Annotated in this window: 14 protein-coding genes and 1 pseudogene; 1 reads left to right on the top strand and 14 read right to left on the bottom strand. The window is 41.3% G+C overall.

Annotated elements, in window-relative coordinates:
* Positions 1-678: 678 nt before the first annotated feature.
* From ACE01T_RS11670 to ACE01T_RS11715, 10 genes are read right to left on the bottom strand one after another with little or no spacing between them, the layout of a single operon-like run.
* A complete protein-coding gene (locus ACE01T_RS11670; RefSeq protein WP_395519310.1) occupies positions 679-1,587 on the bottom strand; it encodes a hypothetical protein in 909 nt (302 codons plus the stop codon).
* Between the two features lie 14 nt (positions 1,588-1,601).
* On the bottom strand, positions 1,602-2,327 hold the full coding sequence (locus tag ACE01T_RS11675) for a DUF3944 domain-containing protein (protein ID WP_395519311.1): 726 nt from the start codon (positions 2,325-2,327) through the stop codon (positions 1,602-1,604).
* Between the two features lie 44 nt (positions 2,328-2,371).
* On the bottom strand, positions 2,372-4,411 hold the full coding sequence (brxL, locus tag ACE01T_RS11680) for a protease Lon-related BREX system protein BrxL (RefSeq protein ID WP_272363144.1): 2,040 nt from the start codon (positions 4,409-4,411) through the stop codon (positions 2,372-2,374).
* A 29-nt stretch (positions 4,412-4,440) separates the two neighbouring features.
* Positions 4,441-7,065, bottom strand: coding sequence for a BREX-1 system phosphatase PglZ type A (gene pglZ, locus ACE01T_RS11685; protein ID WP_395519312.1), 2,625 nt, complete (start codon positions 7,063-7,065; stop codon positions 4,441-4,443).
* Entirely contained in the window at positions 7,062-9,002 is a 1,941-nt protein-coding gene (locus ACE01T_RS11690; protein WP_169025141.1) for a DUF262 domain-containing protein, read from the bottom strand. The genes pglZ and ACE01T_RS11690 overlap by 4 nt, the downstream gene beginning before the upstream one ends.
* Before the next feature lie 2 nt (positions 9,003-9,004).
* Positions 9,005-12,490: a BREX-1 system adenine-specific DNA-methyltransferase PglX gene (pglX, locus tag ACE01T_RS11695; protein WP_395519313.1), complete on the bottom strand. Its 3,486-nt coding sequence runs from the start codon at positions 12,488-12,490 to the stop codon at positions 9,005-9,007.
* Between the two features lie 46 nt (positions 12,491-12,536).
* On the bottom strand, positions 12,537-16,217 hold the full coding sequence (brxC, locus tag ACE01T_RS11700) for a BREX system P-loop protein BrxC (protein ID WP_395519314.1): 3,681 nt from the start codon (positions 16,215-16,217) through the stop codon (positions 12,537-12,539).
* Between the two features lie 41 nt (positions 16,218-16,258).
* Entirely contained in the window at positions 16,259-16,834 is a 576-nt protein-coding gene (locus tag ACE01T_RS11705) for a DUF1788 domain-containing protein (RefSeq protein WP_004281985.1), read from the bottom strand.
* A 17-nt stretch (positions 16,835-16,851) separates the two neighbouring features.
* On the bottom strand, positions 16,852-17,463 hold the full coding sequence (locus tag ACE01T_RS11710; protein ID WP_395519315.1) for a DUF1819 family protein: 612 nt from the start codon (positions 17,461-17,463) through the stop codon (positions 16,852-16,854).
* 11 nt (positions 17,464-17,474) lie between these two features.
* Positions 17,475-18,341, bottom strand: a complete 867-nt coding sequence (locus tag ACE01T_RS11715; protein ID WP_395519316.1) for a BrxR family helix-turn-helix transcriptional regulator — start codon at positions 18,339-18,341, stop codon at positions 17,475-17,477.
* A 225-nt stretch (positions 18,342-18,566) separates the two neighbouring features.
* Between ACE01T_RS11715 and ACE01T_RS11720 the strand changes: the two genes are divergently transcribed.
* Positions 18,567-18,896, top strand: a complete 330-nt coding sequence (locus ACE01T_RS11720; protein ID WP_395519317.1) for a DUF4236 domain-containing protein — start codon at positions 18,567-18,569, stop codon at positions 18,894-18,896.
* A gap of 261 nt (positions 18,897-19,157) precedes the next feature.
* Here the strand turns inward: ACE01T_RS11720 and ACE01T_RS11725 are convergent, their stop codons facing one another.
* The 4 genes and pseudogenes from ACE01T_RS11725 to ACE01T_RS11740 form a co-directional block, all read right to left on the bottom strand.
* Positions 19,158-19,307, bottom strand: coding sequence for a hypothetical protein (locus tag ACE01T_RS11725; RefSeq protein ID WP_225554346.1), 150 nt, complete (start codon positions 19,305-19,307; stop codon positions 19,158-19,160).
* 221 nt (positions 19,308-19,528) lie between these two features.
* A pseudogene (locus tag ACE01T_RS11730) lies at positions 19,529-19,837 on the bottom strand (HNH endonuclease signature motif containing protein); the annotation flags it as partial.
* Between the two features lie 20 nt (positions 19,838-19,857).
* Complete coding sequence (locus ACE01T_RS11735; protein ID WP_395519318.1) at positions 19,858-21,090, bottom strand: ATP-binding protein; 1,233 nt, start codon at positions 21,088-21,090, stop codon at positions 19,858-19,860.
* Positions 21,091-21,662: 572 nt separating this feature from the next.
* Positions 21,663-23,318, bottom strand: coding sequence for an HNH endonuclease signature motif containing protein (locus ACE01T_RS11740; RefSeq protein WP_253145795.1), 1,656 nt, complete (start codon positions 23,316-23,318; stop codon positions 21,663-21,665).
* Between the last annotated feature and the right edge of the window lie 402 nt (positions 23,319-23,720).

A 23,720-nucleotide genomic window follows, 5' to 3' on the forward strand; every position in this document is an offset into this window, starting at 1 on the left:
AAGTGATGTGCTGAAAAGGCTGCCGACACATAAAGTGACCCAGATTGAAGAGTTACTGCCACACTGCTGGAAACCTAAATCGAATTAAAAATTGGTATGGGATTCAGCGGACGCTTACTAAATTAATTCTTTGATACCTATTTAGCAGATCTACAAATAAAAAATCGGTATTGAGAGTTGGAGTCAAAGCTAACAATATCTTTAATTTAAAAAATCTTTACCCCATTTTTTACAAAAGTAAGAAACTAACTACAACTAAAATATTTAGTTGGATATTACTCAAATTAAAAGCCGTAATAACCGCCACAACATACTATAAAAGGCTTATAAATTATAGAATTCCGATTTTTTACAATAAGCGATAATAAAGTTTGTTTATTTTCATCAAGCTTTAATGTCGTACCTCACGTTTGAATTCGCCATGTATTAACAAACTAAAGATTACTACTGTAATCTTTAGTATCCAATTCCATCTATATTACCTTTATCGCGTCACCCTCTGTTACAGGCCAACGTTGTTGCTTTAGACCTAAGCCAATCTTGACACTATTAGTTGCCATTTTCAGAAATTGTATTTCAACGACTATTTGACATGAATGATAAACAACGGCACACCTAATCTTTCTAATAGCAATAACTGAAATCCATTCAGTTATTGCTATTCAATTGTTTCATCAACTAGCGGCTATAGGATAACTTTTCCATAGCAGGCTTTTCCAACAATTCACTGTAAAGACTACTTTCTAGCAATTGTTTAGCAGGTATTTTGATTTGTTCAAAAAAAGGAACTTCCGTATTTTTAATTCGGTACTCTCTTAAACCATTGTTTATTTCATTCAGATAACCACGGTAATTAAGTTGTAAATTTGAATATTGAGTATGACATTCCTCTATTAACACTTGAGAAAATTCTTTCTGATCTAATCTATGTGAAAGAATGAACTCTAAGTGCATACCTACTGGCAATAACTCCATCATTTGTTGAATAAATTGCAATATCTGACCGACATGCTCAGGCGAACTAATTTTTTTGTGTTGTACTTGGAAAAACAGATTTTCCATAAAACAAACCAAGTGATTTCTCAGCAGAATAGAACTTGCCAAGGTATTATTTGCTAGCTCATTTACATCTTTAAGTTCGATATTATTGTTTAACAACAATTTAAAAGTTCTTAACAGGCCAAGATATTCAGTAGTCTTTTCAGTGTAAAAAAGGATATTTTGCTCTTTGATTTGATTCGACACCGCTAATACGCTTTGCTGAACAGCATCAATTTTTTTAGCTAAAATTTGGGTTTGTATTACCATTGCAACCATCAATGACGCTGTAGAAATGGTCTGTGCTATAGCAATTGTACTTTGTAAGGTTGACTGGAGTGAGCCTAGCCCTTGAACAAAGCTCTCCATACTCACAGAACTGACTTCCTTTAATGGAATATGCTGGATGATCCCAACTTTCTCCAAGCCTTTCTTCCAATAAGCAACACCGTCTCTAAATACGACTTGATTATTACGCCAAGCTTCAAAAAGTTCAGGCGAAAACTTATCAAAGTCATAAGTAAACGTTTTCCCTAGCATATCTGACATCTTACGATTTCCTTTCAAAACTCGTCGTGTTGTTGTTTATTTTGCTGATACTTGATACGTAGCATTGCAATAATACACACCACAGGAATAGTTACCCTATATGCTGGTGCCGATAGCTCTTTTGCAACTGCTGGTGCATTAGCTACTGCAAGCAATGGATTTACCCTCGTTGCAAGAACTGCGGCCGTATTTAAGCCTGTGAGCAATGTTCCACCTATACCACTCGCAGTCCACCCAACCTTTTTATTCTTTTTTAATGTATTTAACGGCTTAGCTTTCAAAGATGTTAGACCTAAATAGCCTTTTTCTTTCAATATATTGTTCATTTTCTCAATGTCATTAAGTGACATCACTTTACCAAATAACTTGCGATGAATTCTTTCTTCTAGCTGCTCAATGGAGGTAGTTTTTTTATGAAAATCTACATCAATTTTATTAGCAACATCTCCCAGGATTTCTTTGTATATTACCCCTTTTCGCCTAACCAGGTTTACGAAAGTATCACCGCCAAATAATTGAATTTCTGCAACAATTGCTTTCCAGCTATTTTTGTAGAGCAGTTCTTCTGTCTCATACATTTTCATATTAGACAACAAGGTTTTTTTTAAACTTCCAGTCCATTGCTCTGTACCTTCCACATCTTTAATTAGTGTATCTGCTAACAATTGAAGATCTTTATAATCTAGATATTGTAGAAATGCTAAATCTGAGTCTTCACGAAATTTTGCTTCTTTCGCCATTTATTTTCTCTCATCAAAACAGAGTATAATTTTATATAAAACAATTAATCCACACCCAAAGCTTTAAACACAGCATCTACCGGATCTGCATAGAAACTGGTCTGGAACTTGGTAAACAGTTCCACAGGAATCGTAGGGATATCTGCCGCACTACTCATTGGCAAAGCAACCTTCTTGGCACCAGCATCAAAAGCAACTTGCAGACATTCGGCAATACTTTCCACCGGAGTCACAGAGCCACCCAAGCTCATATCACCCAGTACCACCATCTGACTTTGTACCGATCGTCCTAACAGGCCAGAAGCGAAAGCCACTAAACTTGGCAAGGCAAGATGGCTGAGCGGCCCGGTATTCTGTAATTCAACCACATGTAAGTGGAAGTCATGTTCCAGCACCTTACTGCCACCCGATATTCTGGATGCATTGGCCTTGAAGTAATCAAAAGCAATTTTGACCTGTTCTTTGGCACTGCTTGAATTCCATAAGCCTGATGTCGCCAATTTTCCTGAACCTTTGGTGACTTGAAGTTCTAAGCGGTATAAGCCTGGCATGCCCTTATTACTGAGCCCGATGGTATATAAGAAACCTGGCTTGGCTGGACCTTCGGGAATCAGTCCGCCACCACCCTGCTCTTTGACTGAGACAAAATGTTCTTCTAAGGTATCATTATCGATATAGCTGAAATGCACATCATAGAATTCCATGCCACCAATTTTCTTCAGCTGCTCTTTGACACGACGGCGTACCTGTAGCGCATATTCCAGACACTGGCGTACATCTTCTTTATTAAACTGACCGTGTGGGTAGAGCAACTTCATCAATCCAGAAACCGTCTTGCGAACGGCGATCACATCACGCTGATTCAGGTTATTCCCTAGCTTGAAGTACTTCTCAATGGCATCCGCAAAACTACGCTTACGCATTTCCCGGAAGAATTCAGCCAGATAATCAACGATTAGACCATAACGGTTGGTGAAGAACTCCGGACGCATTTTTGGAATTTCCCAACCCGGGATATAGGCATGAAAGCGATCAAAGAATGCTGAATCAATCATGGCTTCAGGGAACGGCGCCAAGAGATGGCTGGTTTTAACCAGAGATTCCACACTTTGGTTGATATTACCCACAAAAACCATCGAAGCTGAGGCTTCCATCTGTTCACGACCACGGGCAAAAGATCCTGAGGCCATGTAGTCTTTCATGATCTGTACGCCATCTTTGTCCTTAAAGGAAATACCGGCGACTTCATCAAAGGCTACCACATCCCATAAGCCAACCAGACCAATACGGCGGCTACTCATGTTATAGAACAGATTGGCGACAGTCGTTTGTCCACCGGAGACTAAAATACTATTCGGTGAACACTCTTTGTAAATATGGCTTTTACCGGTACCGCGTGGTCCCAGTTCACAAACGTTATAGTTATTTTCAACGAATGGAACCATACGCGCTAATAGGTGCCATTGCACGTCCTCTTTTAGCGAAGCTGGTTCCATGCCGATCGAACGGATTAAACTCTCGCGCCACTGATCAGTGCTTAGTGCTGCTCTGCCACTGAAGAGTTCATCCATATTCATATTGGGCATCTGAATCGGCTTGAGTAAGCTGACACCAAATGGCGAGCTGGTCTGTCCTTCTTCAAAATAATAACTGAGCGTAGCAATGACCCAGATACCACCAACAAGTAATTTTTCATACTCTTTGACGATGCCTGCCGAGATCTCAGCATCTTTGATGCCCAGATTACTAAAGGATGCTTCGTATTTATCCTTACGCTCATTCAACTTCACAGTAACCCGATCAATGACCTTATAACTGCCACGTTCACGGACCAGGGATTTCACCTTCTCGGCTTCATCCGGTCGGACATAATTCTCAGCCAGTACGGTCTTTACGTTACGTAGTCCCTGTTCAATAATCTCGGGGTCATCCGAGGCACAGTACATCCCCAGCAGATATTCGAGTACATAGACTGGGACATTGGCCCCTTCTTTGATCAGTTTAGTTAGATCCTTACGTACCACCCGCCCAGCAAAGTGTTCATTCAGCAGCTGATCCAGTTCTTTATCGTTAGCAGATTCCATGTAGGCTACGCTCTATCGTTAATTCGTTATCAGAAGAAGTCATCGGTAAATGCCAGATCAATGGTGACCTTATAGCGCTGCATTTCGATATTCAGGTCTTTGTCCTTCAGTACCAGGAAGTAATCTTTCTTACGGTCAAAATCAGTACCGGACAATGACAGTCTGACCTGTTTTACCCGTTCCGCAACAGAGTCGGTACTGCTATCAAAGGTCAAGGTTTCTTCACTAGATACTTTGAGATCCCCATCATAAATGGCAATGGATAAAGTCACTGGCATGACCAGCTCACTGACAGCTTCAGTTTGCATCAAATCAAACTTCTGGATGTTATTGACCATCTTCAGCGTGGATTTGGTAGAAATAACCTCAACTTTACGCTTGGTTCGTTGTCCAGCCTTTTCACCACGCAGCTGTTTTACCGTTAGTACAGGCACTACGATTTCCTGAGGCATGATGCCACCATGCACGAAACGTGAGCCTCCTACAAAATGGAAACGGTTCGCCCCTTTTGGAATCCAGAAATCAGTCGCAGATAGTGTGCCTGCCGTAGCTTGGGTTGAGCCTTTCCATGCTTCCTTGCTCTCTGGTAAACCATGCCCAATCACATAGCGTTTTTTGCTCTTCAATGTATTGGCAGGTTTTTCAGTCAAGCTTGAACGATCCGCAGATTCCAGTTTACTTTGCTGGAACAAGAAGCCATGGTCGGCTGTAATCAATAGGGTGGAAATATTAAAGTGCATTAAAATTTTGCGGCTAAGTTCGGTCAGTTCTTCAATGGCATGTTCCACCGCCATAAAGGTTTCTGATTCTGTAGAGGCACTGTCTCCCCGAGCATCGATCACGTTGTGATAAACGTAAATCAGCTCATGGTCTTTGAGTGCTTCACGGCCTTCATCACGCGACCAACCTTTTACCGTTTCAGCGGTAACCGCCAATCCATTATAGGCAGCCAGAATTTTGGATCGTGCTGCAGTCCCTTTGCTGGACTGCCCATCTACTAAAACATCATCACCTGCGGCCTCTTTGTACTCCAAAGTCTGATGCGGCAACAACGAGGCCATGCCAAGTGTGGTGTAACTTGGGACAACGCCCAGCTGTGAAGACAATGTCGCTTCAGAATAACGCTTTTCATTGATACGATCACGCAGCTCTACCGCACCTTCATAACGGAAAGCATCACTGATAATTACCACGATACGGCGTTTCGTTGCAGAATTGAGTAAGGGTTTGACGTGGGTATCGTAGAAGTTCTGCTGATTTGGGATATCTGCCACTTTCCAGACATTCAAGCGTTGCTCAGCTTCAATCCGATCTCCCCAGTTTCGTGCCAGGTGATCAATAAACCAGTAGGAATAGCAATTTTCGACTTCTTCATCGAGTTTTTTCAGGATATCGACATGCGCTCGCTGAGAGGCTGCACTGTAATGGCGATAGGCCATATCAAAACGATACAGCTCCTGCTCGTAGGCTTTATACAAGGCTTCGCTAGAGTCGAAATAGAAACCGGCATCAAACTGTAGTCGCAGACTGAACAGCTCAATCGCTGCCTGCAACGCTGTATAGACAGTGCGATATTTACGGCGTGTTGCATCATCCTTATGTTTGGAAGCCCAATAGCCATCCAGACGGGTAGAAATAATCGTTCTGAAATGTTCCAGTTCAGCTTTGGTTGCTGCAGGGATCTGGCTGGCCAGATCAACAATGATCTTTTGTTCAATCACTTCAAAGGTCATGACATCCAGCAGCTGCTCCAGATCAAAGGCCCCGACCTTCTCCTGGATCCGCAGTGCATTCGCCACGGTCTGGGAAAGCGTATCGAAGGTTGGGTAATATTTAGAACTGTCTCTCCAGCGCGACAAAAAGGCTCTAGCCGTCGCACGGGAGCTGACGGATGACATCACCAGTTCTTGAGCCCATAGCGGTATATCGCCCAGGCTTTCACAGAAACCTGTGCTCATCAAACGGATAAAGAACGTACCGAGCTTGAATGGTGCTTCCCCATTCAATTCTTCAACCGATGCTGGATAACCAATTTCCGCCTGTAATGCGGTGACCAAAGCTGGCACCAGTTGGAATTTTTCCAGTTCAGCAAAGGAGTCTGGATTGACTTCCAGAGTCAGGTTCTGCTGTACCATTTCATCTGCCAGTGCCAGAACGATATGCATAAGTTCGGCACTGTCAGCCTTGACCACAGCTGCAATCATGGCCATATCCAGATCCTGTGCATCTGCATCAGGCTGGATATAGCGTTTTAAGGTGCTCAGACGCGCTTTGGCTTTGAGGAACTCTTCACGTTTGGCCAGATGTTCTCTTAGACTCTGCTGCTGTAAACCCAGCTCATTGAAAATAATCGAGAAACGATCGGCATAGAAGCTGCGAGAATATAGCTTAATGTCCAGTAACCAGTCTTTTTCGGTTTCAGGCTCAGGACTTGGAAAATACAGCAAGTATTTGCCCTCCTGATCCTCAAGTTCCAGTTTAATCTTGATCGCCAAACTCGATTCTTCTGCCATATTCAGAATCTGGACATCTTTCAGTTTTAACGCCTGTATTTCATCACTGAAAGATTGTTCCGCATCGTACCAGAAGACAATCCGGTGATTTTCAGTGTAGAAAGCCTGTTCCAGACCCTTCTGTAGCTGATCCAGATTCATGCAGTCACCTCTTTTTCTGCCACTACAACAGGAAATGGGATGCTATCAACATGAAGTAGCTTTTCTTTAAAATCTTGATCACCTAACGTGATTTCCCAGCGCTCCTCCATGAACTTTAATAGAGTTAAACCTCTCTCTTTAATTTCTTTAGGTGTCCAATCTTGTTTTGTATTTACTTCATTTTCAGATACTGATCCATTGTAATATCCGACCCCATCATCATCGTTTTTCTTTAACGGGAACGCGACATTTTGCAATGATGAATTTTTAGCACGGGATAAAGGAAGTAGATTTCCTAAGGAATGAGTTAAATATCGTCGTTTTTGCTCATCTAAGTGAGAATAATGCTTCAACCAATATGGATCATCTGGCGTTTGTGGAAAAATATGTTCTAGGGTTACACAATCCTTTTGGCTAGATTTAACTACATCCCAAGATAATTTATTTGTTGATTGTTTACCTTTCTCTCTAAGCCATTGTTCATGTTCGTAGAGAAAATAACGAACACCATCCCAATGATAGAATCCATCTCGATCAAGCTCATATTTTTCATCAATATAGGCTAAAAATTTCTGTGGATCATAATAGTGGCTGATTAATTTTTTAATCGTTTCTATTACCGATTCAATTGTTATGGAACTTGTCAACAAATCTCTCGACATAGCAAAAAGTTCGGTATCACCTGTATTTGAACGACGCTGACTTAAATTAAATAAAGTAAAGTTATATCTCTCTGCTACTTGCAACAACTCGACAATTCTCACCGGATCTTGCTTTGAAACAAATGCAGAAAGAATTAGAGGTTTAAAAGAACGGAAACTTAAACGTTCCAATCGATCTAACCAGCTTCGTTGTAAATCGGTTAGATTATCAGATTGATCAAAGGAAGGATTATGAATGTAAAACCAATAAATAATTGATTGTTGTAGACTTTTTACATATTCAGAGATCTCTTCGATTTTTAAAGCATCTTCTGCAGTTTTAGGATGCGTGATGTTACGCGCATTAAATTTTTCATTAAGCAAGAAATTAATGTAATCATCACCTTTTCTTCGCGTGTACTTAAAATACATTGTCCAATGATTACGAAGAAAAAGATTATCACTTAATGGAACATCTGAATTTTTTCCTAAATATTCATACATGGTTTTCCAAGCATCGTTGATATTGGATCTCAGCTTGTCTTTACCCGTATTGTCTTTAAAAAGTGTTGATAAATAAATCAGTCTATTCTTTAGTAGCTCTAGACTAGAAAGAGGCCTACCACGATTGTTCATCGTTTCAAAGGTGACAAATACATCTATCTCGTCATTAATCACATAAAGATTGAACTTAAATTTTTGAGTTAATTTTTTATATAGTGCAGTTTTATCTTCTAGTGATAAGACAGCCAACCGTTCTTTAAAAAACTCTTTTGCATTTTTCAAATTACGAGTGTAAAGGGTTTCTTGTTGCTGATAGGTGTGTGAATACATCCCAAAAATCTGAGTTCTTAAGAATTCATCACTTGGATTATCTTTTTCATAGCCAAAAATATAACTTTCCCGGATATTGTCATCCGCTTTTAATAAAATAAATTTTTGTTTAATTTTATCAACTTTTTGTGATGCAATTAACTCACCAGCTGGTATTGATTCAATAATTGCCTGAATCAGTACCATTGATGTAGTCAAACGTTGCTGTCCATCCACCACATAAAACGGCTTATAATCCAAATCTTCTATAAGCCATTGATCATTTGTCCATTTAGACCAGATCTTCTCAGGCACAGGCTCAAGTGTAATAACACCTGTATAATGTATTCTTTCAGGATCAAGCTGTAGTAAATCTTCCCAATAATCTTCCAATTGGGTCGTAGTCCAGGCATAGCCCCGTTGATAGTCAGGAATTCGTAAAATCCGTTCTTTAAAAATACTATTTAGACTTTGTAATTCCATGATTATTCCCCACTACCCCCAGTAATCGCTTTAACTTCAGCCAACAAGTCCCCAAACTTGCCATAATTGACTTTCACCCCATCATCTAGATCCAGTGAAATACGCTGATCGGCATAGTGACGCAGTTTTTCTTCAAAACTACTGAGTTCAGCCTGTTGCTTATGCAAGTTCTGTAGTTCTTTCTCTTTTCGTTTGATTTCAGCAGCAGAATCACTGTTTTCTATTTCACTTTCCAAAGAATTGGCCATAGCGGACATTTTGGAAATCAGTGGCATCACGTATTCGGTACGCATACGTGCTAAGGTACTTTCGTTATAGCGGTGCAAGTATACCAACGCCTGGAAAGCGCCTTGTTTACCACTGCTGAATAACCAGTAGATCGGGCGCTTTTTATAGGTCTGCATATGGTCTTTATAGAACTTGCTGGCGAGGTAACGGCGGATCGTATCTTCAGCTGTTTCACTTGCTTTTTTATCTAAGCTTTCTGCAAGCCATTGCATATTGGCATCTAGCTTATCTTTACCCCAAACCGCATCTAAAAACTCTTGGATACGATATGTAGCATCATCTTCAAACCAGTGCATTTCGGTCAATGGAATAATACCGTCAGCATCGGCTGGGAATGTTTGATAACGACTGGAATCAAAGTCTTGATTGCCTGAATGGGCATAGATCAGACCTGGTTCATCCAAGCTATAACGTCCCATCATGCAGCCAAGGGCATAGGAGACTAAACGCTGGCTGTCTTTTTCACGGTCGGCACGGGTTAAAGTGATTTGCTCATCGGGTACATCTGGCGTGAGTTCGTCCTGTAAACCATAAGCATCAATAAACAGCTTGTTATTTTCTTCTTCCAGACGTTTCATTTCAGCCACGGCCTTCGCATTTTGCTGTTGCCATGTGTTAAACGCTAGTTCTAAGTTTGGCTGTTGGCTACGAATAATGGGGTTTTGGGTAAAGTCCCATGAGGTTTCGTAGGAGTCCCAATCATATTTAGATAATTGAACACAAACCTTAATATTTTCTTCATTAGCTGCTTGTACATCAAATGGAAGTTTATTTATTTCGCCAACTCCAAAATGTAAGGTAGGATTCATAAGATTCATATAGTAGAAAACAACTTTTGAATTTAATAAACCTAATGTTGTTATTAAATTATTTGAAAAAACCATAGAACCTGTATTTTCAAATATAAAGCCCTCATCTACTAATCTTGCACAAAAAAAAGAACTCGAAATATCTGTCCAGGTTACGCCAGCTTTAAAATAATATGATGGATTTCGAATGGTAGAATTATGCTGCTGTTTAATTGCAAATCCATTTTTTTCCCAATTAATAATATGATTTCTGTTTCCATACCATTTTCTTGCAGTACCACCATCATTATGTGGGAACCATTTATTTAAATTAATTTGATTATTTTTGGCTACAAAATTGATCTTAGTATGATTGACTTCATACCACTCTCTTACAAACCTAGGTTTATCTCCGCTTGTTAGTCCACTTTTAGCATTAGCTATATCCGCTAATGCTGGCATTTTCTCAAAATTATCACGTATAGAATTACCTACCCAATATGCTATAGGACTACATGGTATTTTTTGGAAATCTTCTTGAATGGTTGTATCAAAGCGATTTAAATTATTTTTTAATAGGTATTGTTTTTCCTCATGATTTTTATCTACTAATCTGAAGAAAGCCGGCTTTACACCCCCTATATGTTTTTTTTGACCTACGAATGCTACAGTCTGTACAACTTCGCCAGATATCTCTGGAAAAGCTCGGGCTCCCAAATGAGCCATAGTCCAAATCGAATGATTTAGAAGTAATTTTTCCCGCATGTTTTGATATGATGTTAAAAACATCCATCCCTGCATTGTTACCATACTACTAGCACCAGATTCTTTACAAAAATCGAAACCACGTTCTATAAACATGGCAAAGAGGTCTGATTTACTATCAGGATAGTAATCTTTAGCGAATTCTTTTAAGTTTGTAATTGTATTCGCACCCATATACGGCGGGTTAGCGATCACGGCATCATACTGCTTACCGAGTAATTTAGCCTGTTGTACTAGAGGTAATAGCTCCTGTGCTGACTGCTGCGCAAAAATATCCCCTGAATCCAAAGCTGTATTCAGCTTGCTTTCTAAGTCAGATAATTTCTTCGCGAATGTTGCAGGCACTTGAATCAAAGAACCAAAGGTTGAAGCGTTTTTAAATAAATCCAGTAATTCTCTTAAATCTGTCTGTGCAATATTGGCACTAGCTAAATCTTGGCTAAATGCTTCTAAACGTTCAGGCTGACTATCTTGTAGCGCAATAATATTCAGCTTCGGTGGATTGCTAAATAAACGGCGGTCATCCTCACGTGCTTTCATCAACAACGCAAAACTGGCGAGCTGTGCCGCACGGGTATCAATATCAATGCCGTACAGGTTATTTTCCAGAATCAAACGTGGAATATCACGGCTACGGTAGCCACGCTCTAAGTAAATTGCTTTTAAGCAATCATAAGCTTCAACGAGTATATGCCCCGAACCACAGGCAGGATCGAGTACCGTAATGCTTTCAGGGTTTAAAGTATCGCCATCTTCACTGATCCGCACATCAATCAGCTGTTTTAGCTGTGCATTGACTTCGTCGCTTTGCTCAGCCGGTTGAATATAGTATTCCCACTCACTGGCAAGCGTACTATCAGGCTGTGCCATCATCCATAAGCGGCCGACACTGTTCTGTACCAAATATTTTACAATCCAGTTTGGGGTGAAGAGTTGCGTCGCTGCAGGAATGTCTTCACTCTTGACGACTTTACCAATGACTTGATCTTTCTTTTCAGAAATATAGAACTGGTACAGCCAGCCAATAATCTGCACATCCGACCAGTCTTCTTCAGGAATGCTACTGACTAAATCACGGATCAATGAGTCAGTTTTGGTCAGGTTATCCGGTAATAACAGTTCAGATTCATCAGACACCTGTTCGAACAGGAGTGGCATCACTTGGTTTAATGCATGACACTGCGCCAGTAACAACTCCCGGTACAGTTCTTCGTCTTTATTGCCATCCAGCTTGAGTTCAGCCACACGGCTGGCATTTAAACCCGGTAACTCAATATCCAGACACTCTTCCAGAATCTGCGGCAAGCCTGCACTACCATCAGCACTACTCAGTACACGGCGACCATGATCCAGTAAGCCTTTGCATTCCATGTAACGAATCGCACAGAGCCGGTTAAACCAACTGTAAGCGATATAATCAATCGTCTGCTCAAAGCTAGTTGCTTGAATGCGTTTGATCAGCTTCTCACGTGGTTTCATGACGGATAGCGGAAAAACCTGATCGCCAATCAGCAGCAAGTCGCCTTTCTGTTCAGCCGGTAAAATGCTGTCTGCGGTGATGCCGTATTTGGCGGCCTGCTTGCGCATCGCTGCGATAAAATCATTTCGTGCTTGCGGTGCGTATTTTTTAATATGACTGGTATTCATCTTTAAACCTTTAATTAATGACTGATGCCGATATCCCTAACCCGAGTTAGCGGATACGCACACGCTTTTTATCACTCACGATTTTTTTCAATTCAGCTTTGAGTGCGTCTACAAACTGATCCACTGACTCTTCTGTTTCCAAATAGACACTGCTGGAGGTTTTGCTGTAAATGCTGGCGACATCGACTTCTACCACCGGTTTCGGTGGCACTACGGCTGTCACAGGCTGTACCGGACTCGCAGCAGGTGCTGATGTAGCTGGGCTGGAGGCGGTTGCAGTGTTGGTTACACTCTCTGCTTTGCTCTGAGCCAGTTGTGCCGCTTTGGCCTGACGCTGGATTTCCGCCTGAACTTCGCTTTCCAACTCATACAAGGCTTCATCAAAACGCTCGACGGCGGTTTGGGTTTGCAGCATATAGATGGTGGACAGGCTAGTTTCCACTTCAATATCCGTTTTCAGCAGTTGTAGTGGGCGTAATAGCTTGTTACTCAGCTCAGCGCTAGCGATGCCACTGTTTTTAATCTCGGCTTCTAACTGCTTGATCTTGTCATCAATGTGCTCTATCGCCTGATTGCGCTTCTCACTCAACAGTCGCTCATTGACACTTTCCACAGTGCGAACCAAATCAGCGATTTTATTGAGTAAACCATATGGTGATTCAATGGTCGAAATGCGATGTAATTCAGAGAGGGCTTTTTTTGCCACCTCATCACTGCCCAGCGCCTGTTTGTTTTTCTCAAAATGACGTAAGGCCTGTTGCAGTTGCTGCCAGCTTGGCATCTGATTACTAAAGAATTCATGAATGTCACGATAATCTTCTTCCAGATCCAGATAGTCGTCCTTGTTCTCGACCACGGCCTTAAAGAAATCAAAGCTGTCGCTATTCGCCAGCAGACGTTCCAAAGTCAGAATCGACTTTTCAATCACTTTCTTGCCCGGGAACTGCCCAACATCAGTTTTACTCTTATACGACTTAAAGTTGGCTAACCAATTTTTAAAGTTTTTGGTATAAAATTCAAATAGCTCTTTCTCTGTCGCTGGTCCCATGGCCGAGAACAGTTCTTGGGTCAGTTGGCGTGCCTGTTTCAATACCTGATCATCAGTCTGGCGTTTTTTAATGATCGACACATCACGGCGGCGGCGGCTGTTTTGTAAAGGCTCAAAGGCATCTTTTAACTGTAAGCTGCCGCCATTTAACTGCAGAGAAATCCGACCCATTGCCGCCAGCTGACCTACCAGCAGTAAAATCTCGGCATCTGGCCAGCCATAAGGACGTTTGGCAAAACGATCCACCACATCAGATACCAGAATACGTTCGGTACCGGTTGCACGCAGCGAGATGTATTGTTCGACATCCTGCATGGCTTTTGGATTACTCTGCCCACCATTCAGTGACAGGCCTAACTGCGCCATATCATCCACAGTCAAAACAGCGTTCAGTTCACGCCAGGCATCCTGCTGATAGACTTGCAGATAGCTCAGTTTGGTATAAGTGTTTTCCAGCAAATAACGACAAGCCTCATCCAGCTTGGTGGTTGGACTTGAAGATGAAAGTTGTAGGTGTTGACCCAAGGCATAACTTTCCGCGTCCAGCAACATTTCTTCGACCCGGGCACGCAGGCGTTTTTTACGCTCCTGGTTCTCACGGCCACGGTCTGCCAGGATACGGCTGATATCAGACTGAGTGCCATCATCATTTAAGCGAATAAATTTATTGGTTTTCAGCCAGGTGCGCAGTTCATTAAAGAACTGTTTATCGTCTGCCAGTTTAAACAGCACTTGTCCTTCGGCCTGAGTACTTCTACCAATACAGTAAGCTTCTGTGTAGAGGTTGTATTCCGTATCCAGTGGAGAAATGATTTCAACTTTCAAATCGCTCTCATACTTGCCATCCAGGCTATGGCTATCCAAGAAACGACCAATCTGATAGTCCATCTTGTTGGCTTGATGGCGGTATTTGTTCTGATCCCTCAGTAAATCTTTAAAGATCAGATTGGCTAACTCTTTATTTTCTTCTGAAGCTGCTAAGTCTGTGGCTTTAATTTTGCGGGTGATATCGCGTTCTTCATTGGTCAGGAACAGGAACTCATCGCCATTACGAGTAATCAGGCTCTCTTTTTCCAGACGCAGTAGGCTTTCTTCAATCCGCTTGCGCAATGCCAGCTTGTCTTCATCAATTTTCTCAATCGACAAAGTCACCAGGTTATCCAAGGTACCTTTGATGATATCGACATAGCGGATCATGAACAGGGTACGCAGCATCTGCACATCAAAACCATCCAGGGTCTTATTCTGCCCTGCCTGGTCGATGGTACGCTTCACTGCTGTATCCAGAAATCCTTCCACTGAAGTATAGAAACGGTGGAAAGGAACCAGTGCCCCGACTTCATCTGTAGCAATCGCATTCGCGGCCATCTGGAACGCATCCAACATGGACCGTTCACCATAGGCCAGGTGTGCACCGGTCGCACCGACCTTACGGATTTCTTCAAATACTTTTTGCACCAGCTGGAAATGGTACGGCGCAAAAGGATAGTTATGAATAAAGCTGTCTGGACCCTCATAGTTCTTGAGGGTTGGGCCTGAACGGTCAAAGGTAATCTGATTTTTGAGAATATCACCCTTTTGCTCAAACACTGATCTGAGCAATGCTTCAGCTTCTGGGGTTTTACGTAATAAACGTTTCTGGATGACTTCATCGGTATTGGAACTGGACAGCGATAAACGGGTTTTAAAACGTCCAGCAATCTTGGAGAAATCATTGGCTTTGGAAGAAGACATCTCACCTAAAACAGCATCGATGTCTGCCTGTGAGGTCACGATAATCCAAGCGCGGCCTTTACAGATCGTACCCAGGTTTTCAGTAATGGTTTGCAGTGTCAGCATCAAGCGGGTATCGCTGCCAATAAACTGCCCCACTTCATCGACCAAGAACAACATGCGTTGCTGGGGTCCTTTGCTGTCCAGGTATTCTTTCACCCACTGACAGAAGTTTTCGACCGAAACACTAAAGGTCTGCTCAGAATCCTCAAACCATTTATGCGCAGCTTCAGCAGATAAGTTGAGGGCTTGGGAAATCGCGGTTTCAACATCATCCTGATAGAATTGATAGCCGTCACGCTCCTCTAGCCAGGACATGCCGCTGGATTCCTCAAACGCCTGTTTAAAGCGTTCGTAGACACCTTTCTGGCTCAGGTGACGTTCCATATGTGCAATATGTGGATGGTCAGCACTAAAACCCTGATACTCGTTAAACACGCGTAAAAACACATTCAGAATCGGATTGCCGTCATCATTTGAACTGGCTTTACTGTCGATGTTAAACAGGATGACATCGGCATGATGGCTGACCGCCTTGCCAATATCGGCACGGATAAACGCATCACGGATTTTAGTTTCATCAAAGAATTCTGAGGCGCTACGCTCGTTACCTTGCGAATCACGTGCCACTTTATTGGCCAGAATATACGACAAGGTTTTCAGGAAATGTGATTTACCTGAACCAAAGAAGCCTGAAATCCATACGCCGACACGGTTGGCAATCGAAGGATCGCTCAGGTCTGTGCCATAAGACTGGAAGAAATCCCGAAAATGCTTTTCCAGTTCATTGGTGACCACATACTCATCGAGTTCCTGATAAACCGTGGTATTGTCATTCTGGTCTGCTTTTACGACCCCATTAATCGCACGATCTAATGGCTTGTAAAAAAGTTCTTTAATGTTCATCTCAATCAATTCCCCCGAATTTTTATTTCTATTTGCCGTGTTTAAGGCACTAATCTGAATGCTCTGTAGTAATTATTGCTTGGAATTTTTCCAAATAAACTCATCGCCTGACCGTCGTAATAACCTGGGTAAAACAGCACCACTGGCTTATGCCCCAGTAACGAATGCAAACTGTTCAATAAGTGATGGGCACGTAACAGTGGCCAAACCGACCCTACCCCAGTCATCAACACAATATCTTGCGCATTGGTGGCATATTTACTCACCAGATAGGGCGCGAACTTATCCATATGCAATGGGCCTTTCAACGCTTTGAGCAGCGCCTCATCGCCTTTGGCTTTTTGCATTTGAATGGCTTTATCGATGAAGTTACGCTCAGCCAGATAATCCACCACGGCTTGCAGCAGGTTGATATTCACCACCTTCAGCTGACTGTGTTTTTTCTCCAGCATCCCGTCTAGAAAATGCAGATATTCGCGCACTTTCAACTCATCTTCAGGTGCATAATCAAAAATCCAGAAGCCAATTTCATTGCCCAATCCTTGACCGGTGAGAAACTCGGTTGAAAGTATTCGCTCTGGAATCTGATTCAGACGCTCATGTATTTTTTGACTCATTGCTGCCCCCTCTACAACTACCGCGTCCATAGCGACACTTCCATAGATCTTTTAATGCGTTGTTTATAATGTTCTTCCAACAGGCTACGCAGCTCTGCTCTGACGATCACACGCTGCAACTCCAGCTTACGGGTACTTTTTAAGTAACCGGCTTCTGCCAGCATGCGAAACACCACCTGCCCCATTTTTTTCTTGCTGGACTCTTTCCAATCACAGATATCCGGATCTCGTTGTGAACGCTCCTCCAAAAAATCGGACCAGATATAACTATCCAGATATTGAGCTTGAGAGATATAGGCATCCCTTATCACCGTTTCCATAAACTCAAGTAGCAAGAGATTGCGTTCCAATGCGCCACAAAAAGCCACCTGAGTCGCCAGCTCATCATCCCCATCACGCAAAGCTTTCCAGAAATCAGGCTCTAAGCGCTCCAGACGCTTACGAATAGCGGTGGCATTGCGTTGAGCTGAAGCAGGCGTTCTTTTTTGTAGAATATTGTCAATCTGAATGGCCTGATGCCATTGTTCTGGAGTCGCTTCTCGTAATAACAGATCCGCGATCAGCCGGCTTTCACGCACCATCAGTGAACCACCACTCAGGTCACTGTCATAATGAAATTGATCCATCATGGCCAATCTCCTTATGACGCCTGATCAAACAGAGAAGATGACAGTTTTTCGATATCTGAACGTTGTAACACCAGAGGATATTTCAAGGCATCTTCCGCCTCAGCCAGCGTGATCGCGGCCTGATAGCGCTGCAAGGTATAGTGAGCCAGGGCTTTTTTGACCGAAATCTGTAATCTGCCATCCGGCATGCCAAAGTCTTTTTCGACCAGGGCTTTTTGTGATTCATTCAATTTTGGATTAGGCATCAGCGTCAGCATGATTTCTTCATGCCAGTGTTGGTCCTGAACAGGGTCTACTGTATCAATCGCCACCACAACAGGTGTGCGATCAATCCTGGAGAGTAAAAAATCCTTAAACTGCTTGCTCTGATGGCAATAGGCACGAACATGCCAACGGAATCCGGTATAAACCAGGGTATGCGGGGAAATCATGCGCTCATGCCACTGTGGTTGATGCATTGAGGCATAAATAATTTTTAGACAGCTTCGTGTTCGACAGGCACGCAACACTTCCCTGATGACTTCAGGACGCACACTGCGATCGGGCAACTGTACCGCTGAGAGATTCGGTTCTGGTGTCGCAATCAGGGCATGCGATTCACTGACCAAACCCGAGAGCATGTTGAGATACTCATTGATATGCGCTGTAGTCAGTACCGGTTGAAAACTGGCTTTAGGCACATAGCCCTTTACAGAGGGATCATGGATCAAGGCATCGGGGTTATACAGCGTATTATAGCGTTTGATATCAGCAGAAGCCTGCTGTCGACTAAGCCCAAACCAGCTCATCAAACGATTGGTGACCAAACGACCCTCCCAGTAAGCAAGCAGCTCGATCGCTCGCATTCGTAGAAGGACTTCATGCTTATCTGTCGTCATATACCAATCAGTCAATAAATAGCAGTTTTAAGATTACCCTACAGCAAATATACAGTAAAGATTTTTGACGGTATTTTAAGGTAGTATTGCAATCAACAGATAAAAAATATACGGATGTCTCTATGGGGACAGTCGATTAGCGATGTAGATGAGGATTTGAGATTCTCTGAATTTACCTCTATCAACTAAAATACACAGCGAACTGGTTTTGCAAATGGGGAAAATATGGGCTTTAGATTTCGCAAGAGTATTAAACTGCTACCCGGATTAAAAATTAATCTGACGCATAAGGGCATTAGCAGTGCGAGCATTGGCAAACCCGGTGCTTCTCTAAATATTGGTAAAAAAGGTACTCGAACCAGCGTGGGTATTCCAGGAACCGGACTCTCCTATTCCAAACATCGACCTTACACAAAGAATCCCAATGACCCACAGCATTCCTCTCAGCAACCACCACCCTTAAATAGCCCAAGTATGGAAACATCCAGATCAAATGTCTGGCTTTGGGTATTTTTTGGAATATTTTGTTTTATTGTAGGCGCTGTCATTTTTTAGCAAGAACAGCATTGTATTTTGATCAAAAAAAATGCCCACATGGGTGAGTGGGCAAACTAAGGATATTAAGATCCTTCAGAAACTACAGCGCGATTCTCGCTACTACACTATCTGTTATTTAAATCAGCGACTGTGGCTCACAGCATGTTGCTGATCGCACAGCTTAAAAGTAAGTTTTGTTGTAGTTTTAATGAATTGCGGTTTTTTAAAGGAGCTTTTTTATAGCTTCATTATTTTGTATGTTTTTTTAAATTCTTCAGACTATTCTAAATAGTCAGTACGCAATAGTATCACCTGTTGATCTTGGTATTGGCGATGAATGGTTAAATCCATTTTAGCAATTGTTTGTGAGGTTAAATCTGACGGCTCACGTACTAATAAGCCTTGTAATGTTGTTAGTAAACTTTTCATTTTTCAATCCCCTATTCGATTTAAATCAATCACATGAATAGTGCTATTTTGTAACATCAATATTTCAATAGGATGAATCAAGGTGATATCAAAAGGACTGCCCCCTGTATATATAGAAATCAGTCCTTAAAAACGGCTTAATCAACGATCCAACTTTATAGAATCGGATCGTTTAGGCGTTATGTTCAGGTTAAGAACAAGAGTAGGCTGGTTAGGGTAAATCAGCCAGACCAAAGCCGTATCTTGCTGATAGATGAGTACAAAAGCTCGTCAAACAAATCCGCTCTATCTCTTCTAAGCTGAGATCTGATTTTCTTCTATTACAGAGCGGATGAACCAGCAGACCATTTTCTAGCACACCTTGCCCACCTGCGGCTTTGGCAATCCGATGATCCGATTCAGTAGAATCGAGATAGATTAATCCATCACAAATGGGGCAAAAGTTATGATTACCCACTAGAAAATTATGCTTAAGCAAATTTTTGGTTAATGCTGAAAAAGGCCTTGGGCTTTGATCGAGAAATTGGATTGTCGATGCCTACACTCCACTTTACTTATTTTTAGACAGTAACCAATCGAGAGCGTTCATTTTTACAATACCATTATAATTGGCTTCAGTCCCTATCGTGTCTAAGGTAAGTAAATACTTGGGATACGAATCAGAAATTTTCTGTAATGGACGTAACTCTCGGCTTAGTGTCTCCTCATTGAGAGTTTCTAATGCCACCTGATAATAAGTTAAATTTTGTAAAGTATCGACAGCAACAAAATCAATTTCATATTCATCAACCCGCCCTACATAGACCGTATAGCCTCGTCTGACAAGCTCAAGATAAATCACATTTTCTAAGATATGACCTTGATCAGCATTAGCATCAGGCAACATAATGCGGCGCAATCCAACATCAACTAAATAGTATTTTTCAGAGGATTGTAATAACTCACGCCCACGTACTTTAAATTGTGCGGCGCTATAAAATAGCAAACTGTCCTGTAAGCCCTGAATATAGCGTTTTACTGTTTCAAATGAGATTTTAACCCCACTTGAAACAAAGGTATTTTTAATTTTATTGATGGAAATGGGTGAGCCTGTCACGCTTGCCAAATATCTTGCGACACGCTCGAGAGAGTTAATATCGGCAGTATTCAAACGGGGAATAACATCTTTAAACATTACACTGGCATAGACTGCTTGCAAGTAATCATAGGTTTCCTGCTGGCTGGTCATGGCAAGCGTATAGGGGAAACTACTGCGCGTGTACATGGCATACAAATCACGATTGGATAATTGTTGGATGATCGGATTATTTTCAATATGCCACTGTTTAAACTCTTGGAATGACAAGGGTAAAACATGTTGCTCGATATAGCGTCCTGTGAGTAACGTCGCAAGTTCTCCACTTAGAAAGAATGCATTTGAACCTGTAATATATAAATCGATATAATCCCGAACATATAAAGAGTCGACTACTTTTTCAAAATTGGTAACATGTTGTATTTCATCTAAAAAAACATAGTTTTTCTTGCTTTCATCAACTTTTGACAGTACATAATCATGTAGTTTGCGGTAATCGGTGAGTTCTTCAAATTCCATAAATTCAAAGTTGATGGCAATGATGTTTTCGGCTTGTACACCCTGTGCTTTTAAGTCTTGTTGAAACATCGCCAGCAAGGTGGATTTTCCAGAGCGACGTACACCCGAAAGCACTTTAATGACATCACGGTTTTGCCATGTATTCAGAAATTTTAAGTAGCTATCACGTCGAATATTAGTTTTTCTCATTGTTTACACTTAAACTCTAAAGTTTTAATTTATTCTATCAAAGTTTAGATGCCAAGTGAAAATATATTTAATTACAAAGAAAGTTTCCAGTTCATGTGAAATATTTAAAATTCTAAACTGCTGTTATAGCCGTTTAGAGAAGCTAATCACGACAAGCTCCAAGATACCAGGTCTACTCTTTAGACGAAATTTGGTAGGTTTTTTTATCTAAGACATCAATCCGAATTCTGTATTTTTGATTATTGATGCTCCCTTTTATCTGCTATACAAATTGAGTGAATAGTAAATGGAATAAAAATTTATCTAGACCTGTCTACACATAATTTTCGTTAAAAATTAATATTCAATTTTTAGCAAGAATAGCGTTATATTTTGATCAAAAAAAATGCCCAGAGAGGGATCAATGGGCAAAACTAAGGACCTTGACGGTCATTCAGAAACTACAGCTAGGTTCTAGCTATGATTCTGCATTTAATTAAGAAAAGCTACACTGGCTAAATATATCAAAAGTTGAATCATGTGATTTATCATTAATTAATACACTTGAGAAAACAAGATCATAGCCCTGCTGATTAATACAATAACTCACCAAACAAATCCGCTCTGATCTCTTCTAAGCTGAGATCTGATTTCATTCTATTACAGAGTGGATGAACCAGCAGACCATTCTCTAGCACCCCTTGGCCACCTGCGGCTTTGGCAATCCGATGATCCGATTCAGTAGAATCGAGATAGATTAATCCATCACAAATGGGGCAAAAGTTATGATTACCCACCAGAAAATTATGCTTAAGCAAATTTTTGGTTAATGCTGAAAAGGCCTTGGGCTTTGATCGAGAGATCGGGCTAATCGATTCCACATATCCGACTACATGCTCTACAACCCCATCATCATAATTACCCAAAAATCTTTCAGAGTAAAACTCGTTAAAGTTTATGTACTTAAAAGCCTTTGACATCGACAAAATGAAGGTATTCAGGCATTCTTTATCTTTAAAATCAATATCCATTTCTAGGCTTAAACAGATAAATGCCTTATAAACGATTTGCAGTCGATCATAGCCTTTAATACCACTCCCGAACTTGCCGACCGTTTCAGTGATAGCCACTGGAAAATTGGCAATCAAGAATTCAATACTACTGCGGACGCGTGTAAACTCTTTAAAGCTAATCGTTCTATGATGAATCTGCATGATGCTTTCATGAATTTCAAACACAATAGCAAACCATGCGAGAAAGGAAGTAATCTGAAAACGCTGGTCTTTATAAAAATATAAGAATGGATGTAAACCCAAACTCGGAACCCCAGTATTTTTTACAGGAGTTGCCATTCTGCAAAGGATCGTAAACAGATGCGACATGAGCTTTTCAACGCGTTCACCCTGATTCAGGCTCATAATATTATGAATCTGATCACCCGCAATGATATTCATGAGTTCATTGACCAAGCCAATTTTTTTGCCATGACTCATTTCAGTGTCTAATAAGATGGTAGAGAAAAGCAGCTGATGGATCTTCTCCCCCAACTCGATCAGCTCATTTAAACGTGTATATTGAAGCTCTTCTAAATTGGATTTATTGTCATTGATATAGCAACAGGCATAGATCGCATAATATGCATCACTCCCCCGACTTCTTAGATGATATTCCTCATATTTATCCAGGCGTTTAGTATCTGAGTTAATTGATTGAAATACGCGTCGTGCATCTTCTGGAGTACCAAGCACTTGCCTGAAACTGATTTTAATATCTTCTAATTTGGACTTTTGTTCTGCAAATTTGGCATCAGTACAAATTTTTTGGAAGTCAGCCAGATCCCCTAAATGATTTCGGAGGTAACGAATATCCTCTTTCTGTTGGTCATTAAAGTTAGGTGCTTGATTGACTTGTTCATCAGCAAAATATCGATTGATCCACGCATAAATACTCGAAAGACGATGCGCCCCATCGATAATATAAATGTTGTTTTTGATATCTTTCCAATACAAGATACACAAATTGATATTCTGATCTTCTGTGCAATCCTCAATAAAGTTTGCAATTTCTTGCACACTCCAATATTCAGTAGAGCGCTGATTATCGGCTTTGAATAAACATTTAAGGATTTCGTGCCGGGCAAAATCAGTCAGTGTGACCTCAAAATTATCTCGTTGCTTTGAAGGAGACATTTCTGCTAGTGACATGACTTTACGCTGAATAATATTCGTTAGTAATCGTGTTGGACCCATTTTTATTTTCTCCAGGCAGCACTTTCCTATATTCGATAAAGTATGAAATTTGAAAGTGCATATCGTTCAATTTGGTTAAAGCGATGAGTTAAATGACCGTCAATATTCGGTCAGCGCTAACAAAAGAAACGTAAGAGAAATGGGGATTTGAGATAATAAAATGTTCATGCTTAATTCCTGTAGTTTAGAGTTTACTATCTACAACCATCTTTTCCACAAGATGGAGGTAGACCAAACAGGGGTGGAAATACCGCACTACAGAAGACGGCCAGTCATAGACTGCCCTGCCTGGCCTACCACAATGGCAAGCTAAGCATAATAAGCACAAAAAAACCGCTAAAGCGGCTTTAATGCTTCTGTAGTAATTTCCAGGTTTCCACGCCTGATTACAGATTTTGCTGT

The sequence above is a fragment of the Acinetobacter uliginosus genome (genome assembly GCF_044130295.1).
Classification (GTDB): Bacteria; Pseudomonadota; Gammaproteobacteria; order Pseudomonadales; family Moraxellaceae; genus Acinetobacter.

Excerpts from the sequence above, each read along its gene's own strand:
- ACE01T_RS11725 (WP_225554346.1), bottom strand. The coding sequence starts at position 19,307 with ATGAAAAGTTTACTAACAACATTACAAGGCTTATTAGTACGTGAGCCG.
- ACE01T_RS11705 (WP_004281985.1), bottom strand. The coding sequence starts at position 16,834 with ATGAGTCAAAAAATACATGAGCGTCTGAATCAGATTCCAGAGCGAATA.
- ACE01T_RS11670 (WP_395519310.1), bottom strand. The coding sequence starts at position 1,587 with ATGTCAGATATGCTAGGGAAAACGTTTACTTATGACTTTGATAAGTTT.
- ACE01T_RS11675 (WP_395519311.1), bottom strand. The coding sequence starts at position 2,327 with ATGGCGAAAGAAGCAAAATTTCGTGAAGACTCAGATTTAGCATTTCTA.
- pglX (WP_395519313.1), bottom strand. The coding sequence starts at position 12,490 with ATGAATACCAGTCATATTAAAAAATACGCACCGCAAGCACGAAATGAT.
- ACE01T_RS11735 (WP_395519318.1), bottom strand. The coding sequence starts at position 21,090 with ATGAGAAAAACTAATATTCGACGTGATAGCTACTTAAAATTTCTGAAT.
- ACE01T_RS11720 (WP_395519317.1), top strand. The coding sequence starts at position 18,567 with ATGGGCTTTAGATTTCGCAAGAGTATTAAACTGCTACCCGGATTAAAA.
- brxL (WP_272363144.1), bottom strand. The coding sequence starts at position 4,411 with ATGGAATCTGCTAACGATAAAGAACTGGATCAGCTGCTGAATGAACAC.
- brxC (WP_395519314.1), bottom strand. The coding sequence starts at position 16,217 with ATGAACATTAAAGAACTTTTTTACAAGCCATTAGATCGTGCGATTAAT.
- ACE01T_RS11690 (WP_169025141.1), bottom strand. The coding sequence starts at position 9,002 with ATGGAATTACAAAGTCTAAATAGTATTTTTAAAGAACGGATTTTACGA.
- ACE01T_RS11710 (WP_395519315.1), bottom strand. The coding sequence starts at position 17,463 with ATGATGGATCAATTTCATTATGACAGTGACCTGAGTGGTGGTTCACTG.
- ACE01T_RS11715 (WP_395519316.1), bottom strand. The coding sequence starts at position 18,341 with ATGACGACAGATAAGCATGAAGTCCTTCTACGAATGCGAGCGATCGAG.
- pglZ (WP_395519312.1), bottom strand. The coding sequence starts at position 7,065 with ATGAATCTGGATCAGCTACAGAAGGGTCTGGAACAGGCTTTCTACACT.
- ACE01T_RS11740 (WP_253145795.1), bottom strand. The coding sequence starts at position 23,318 with ATGGGTCCAACACGATTACTAACGAATATTATTCAGCGTAAAGTCATG.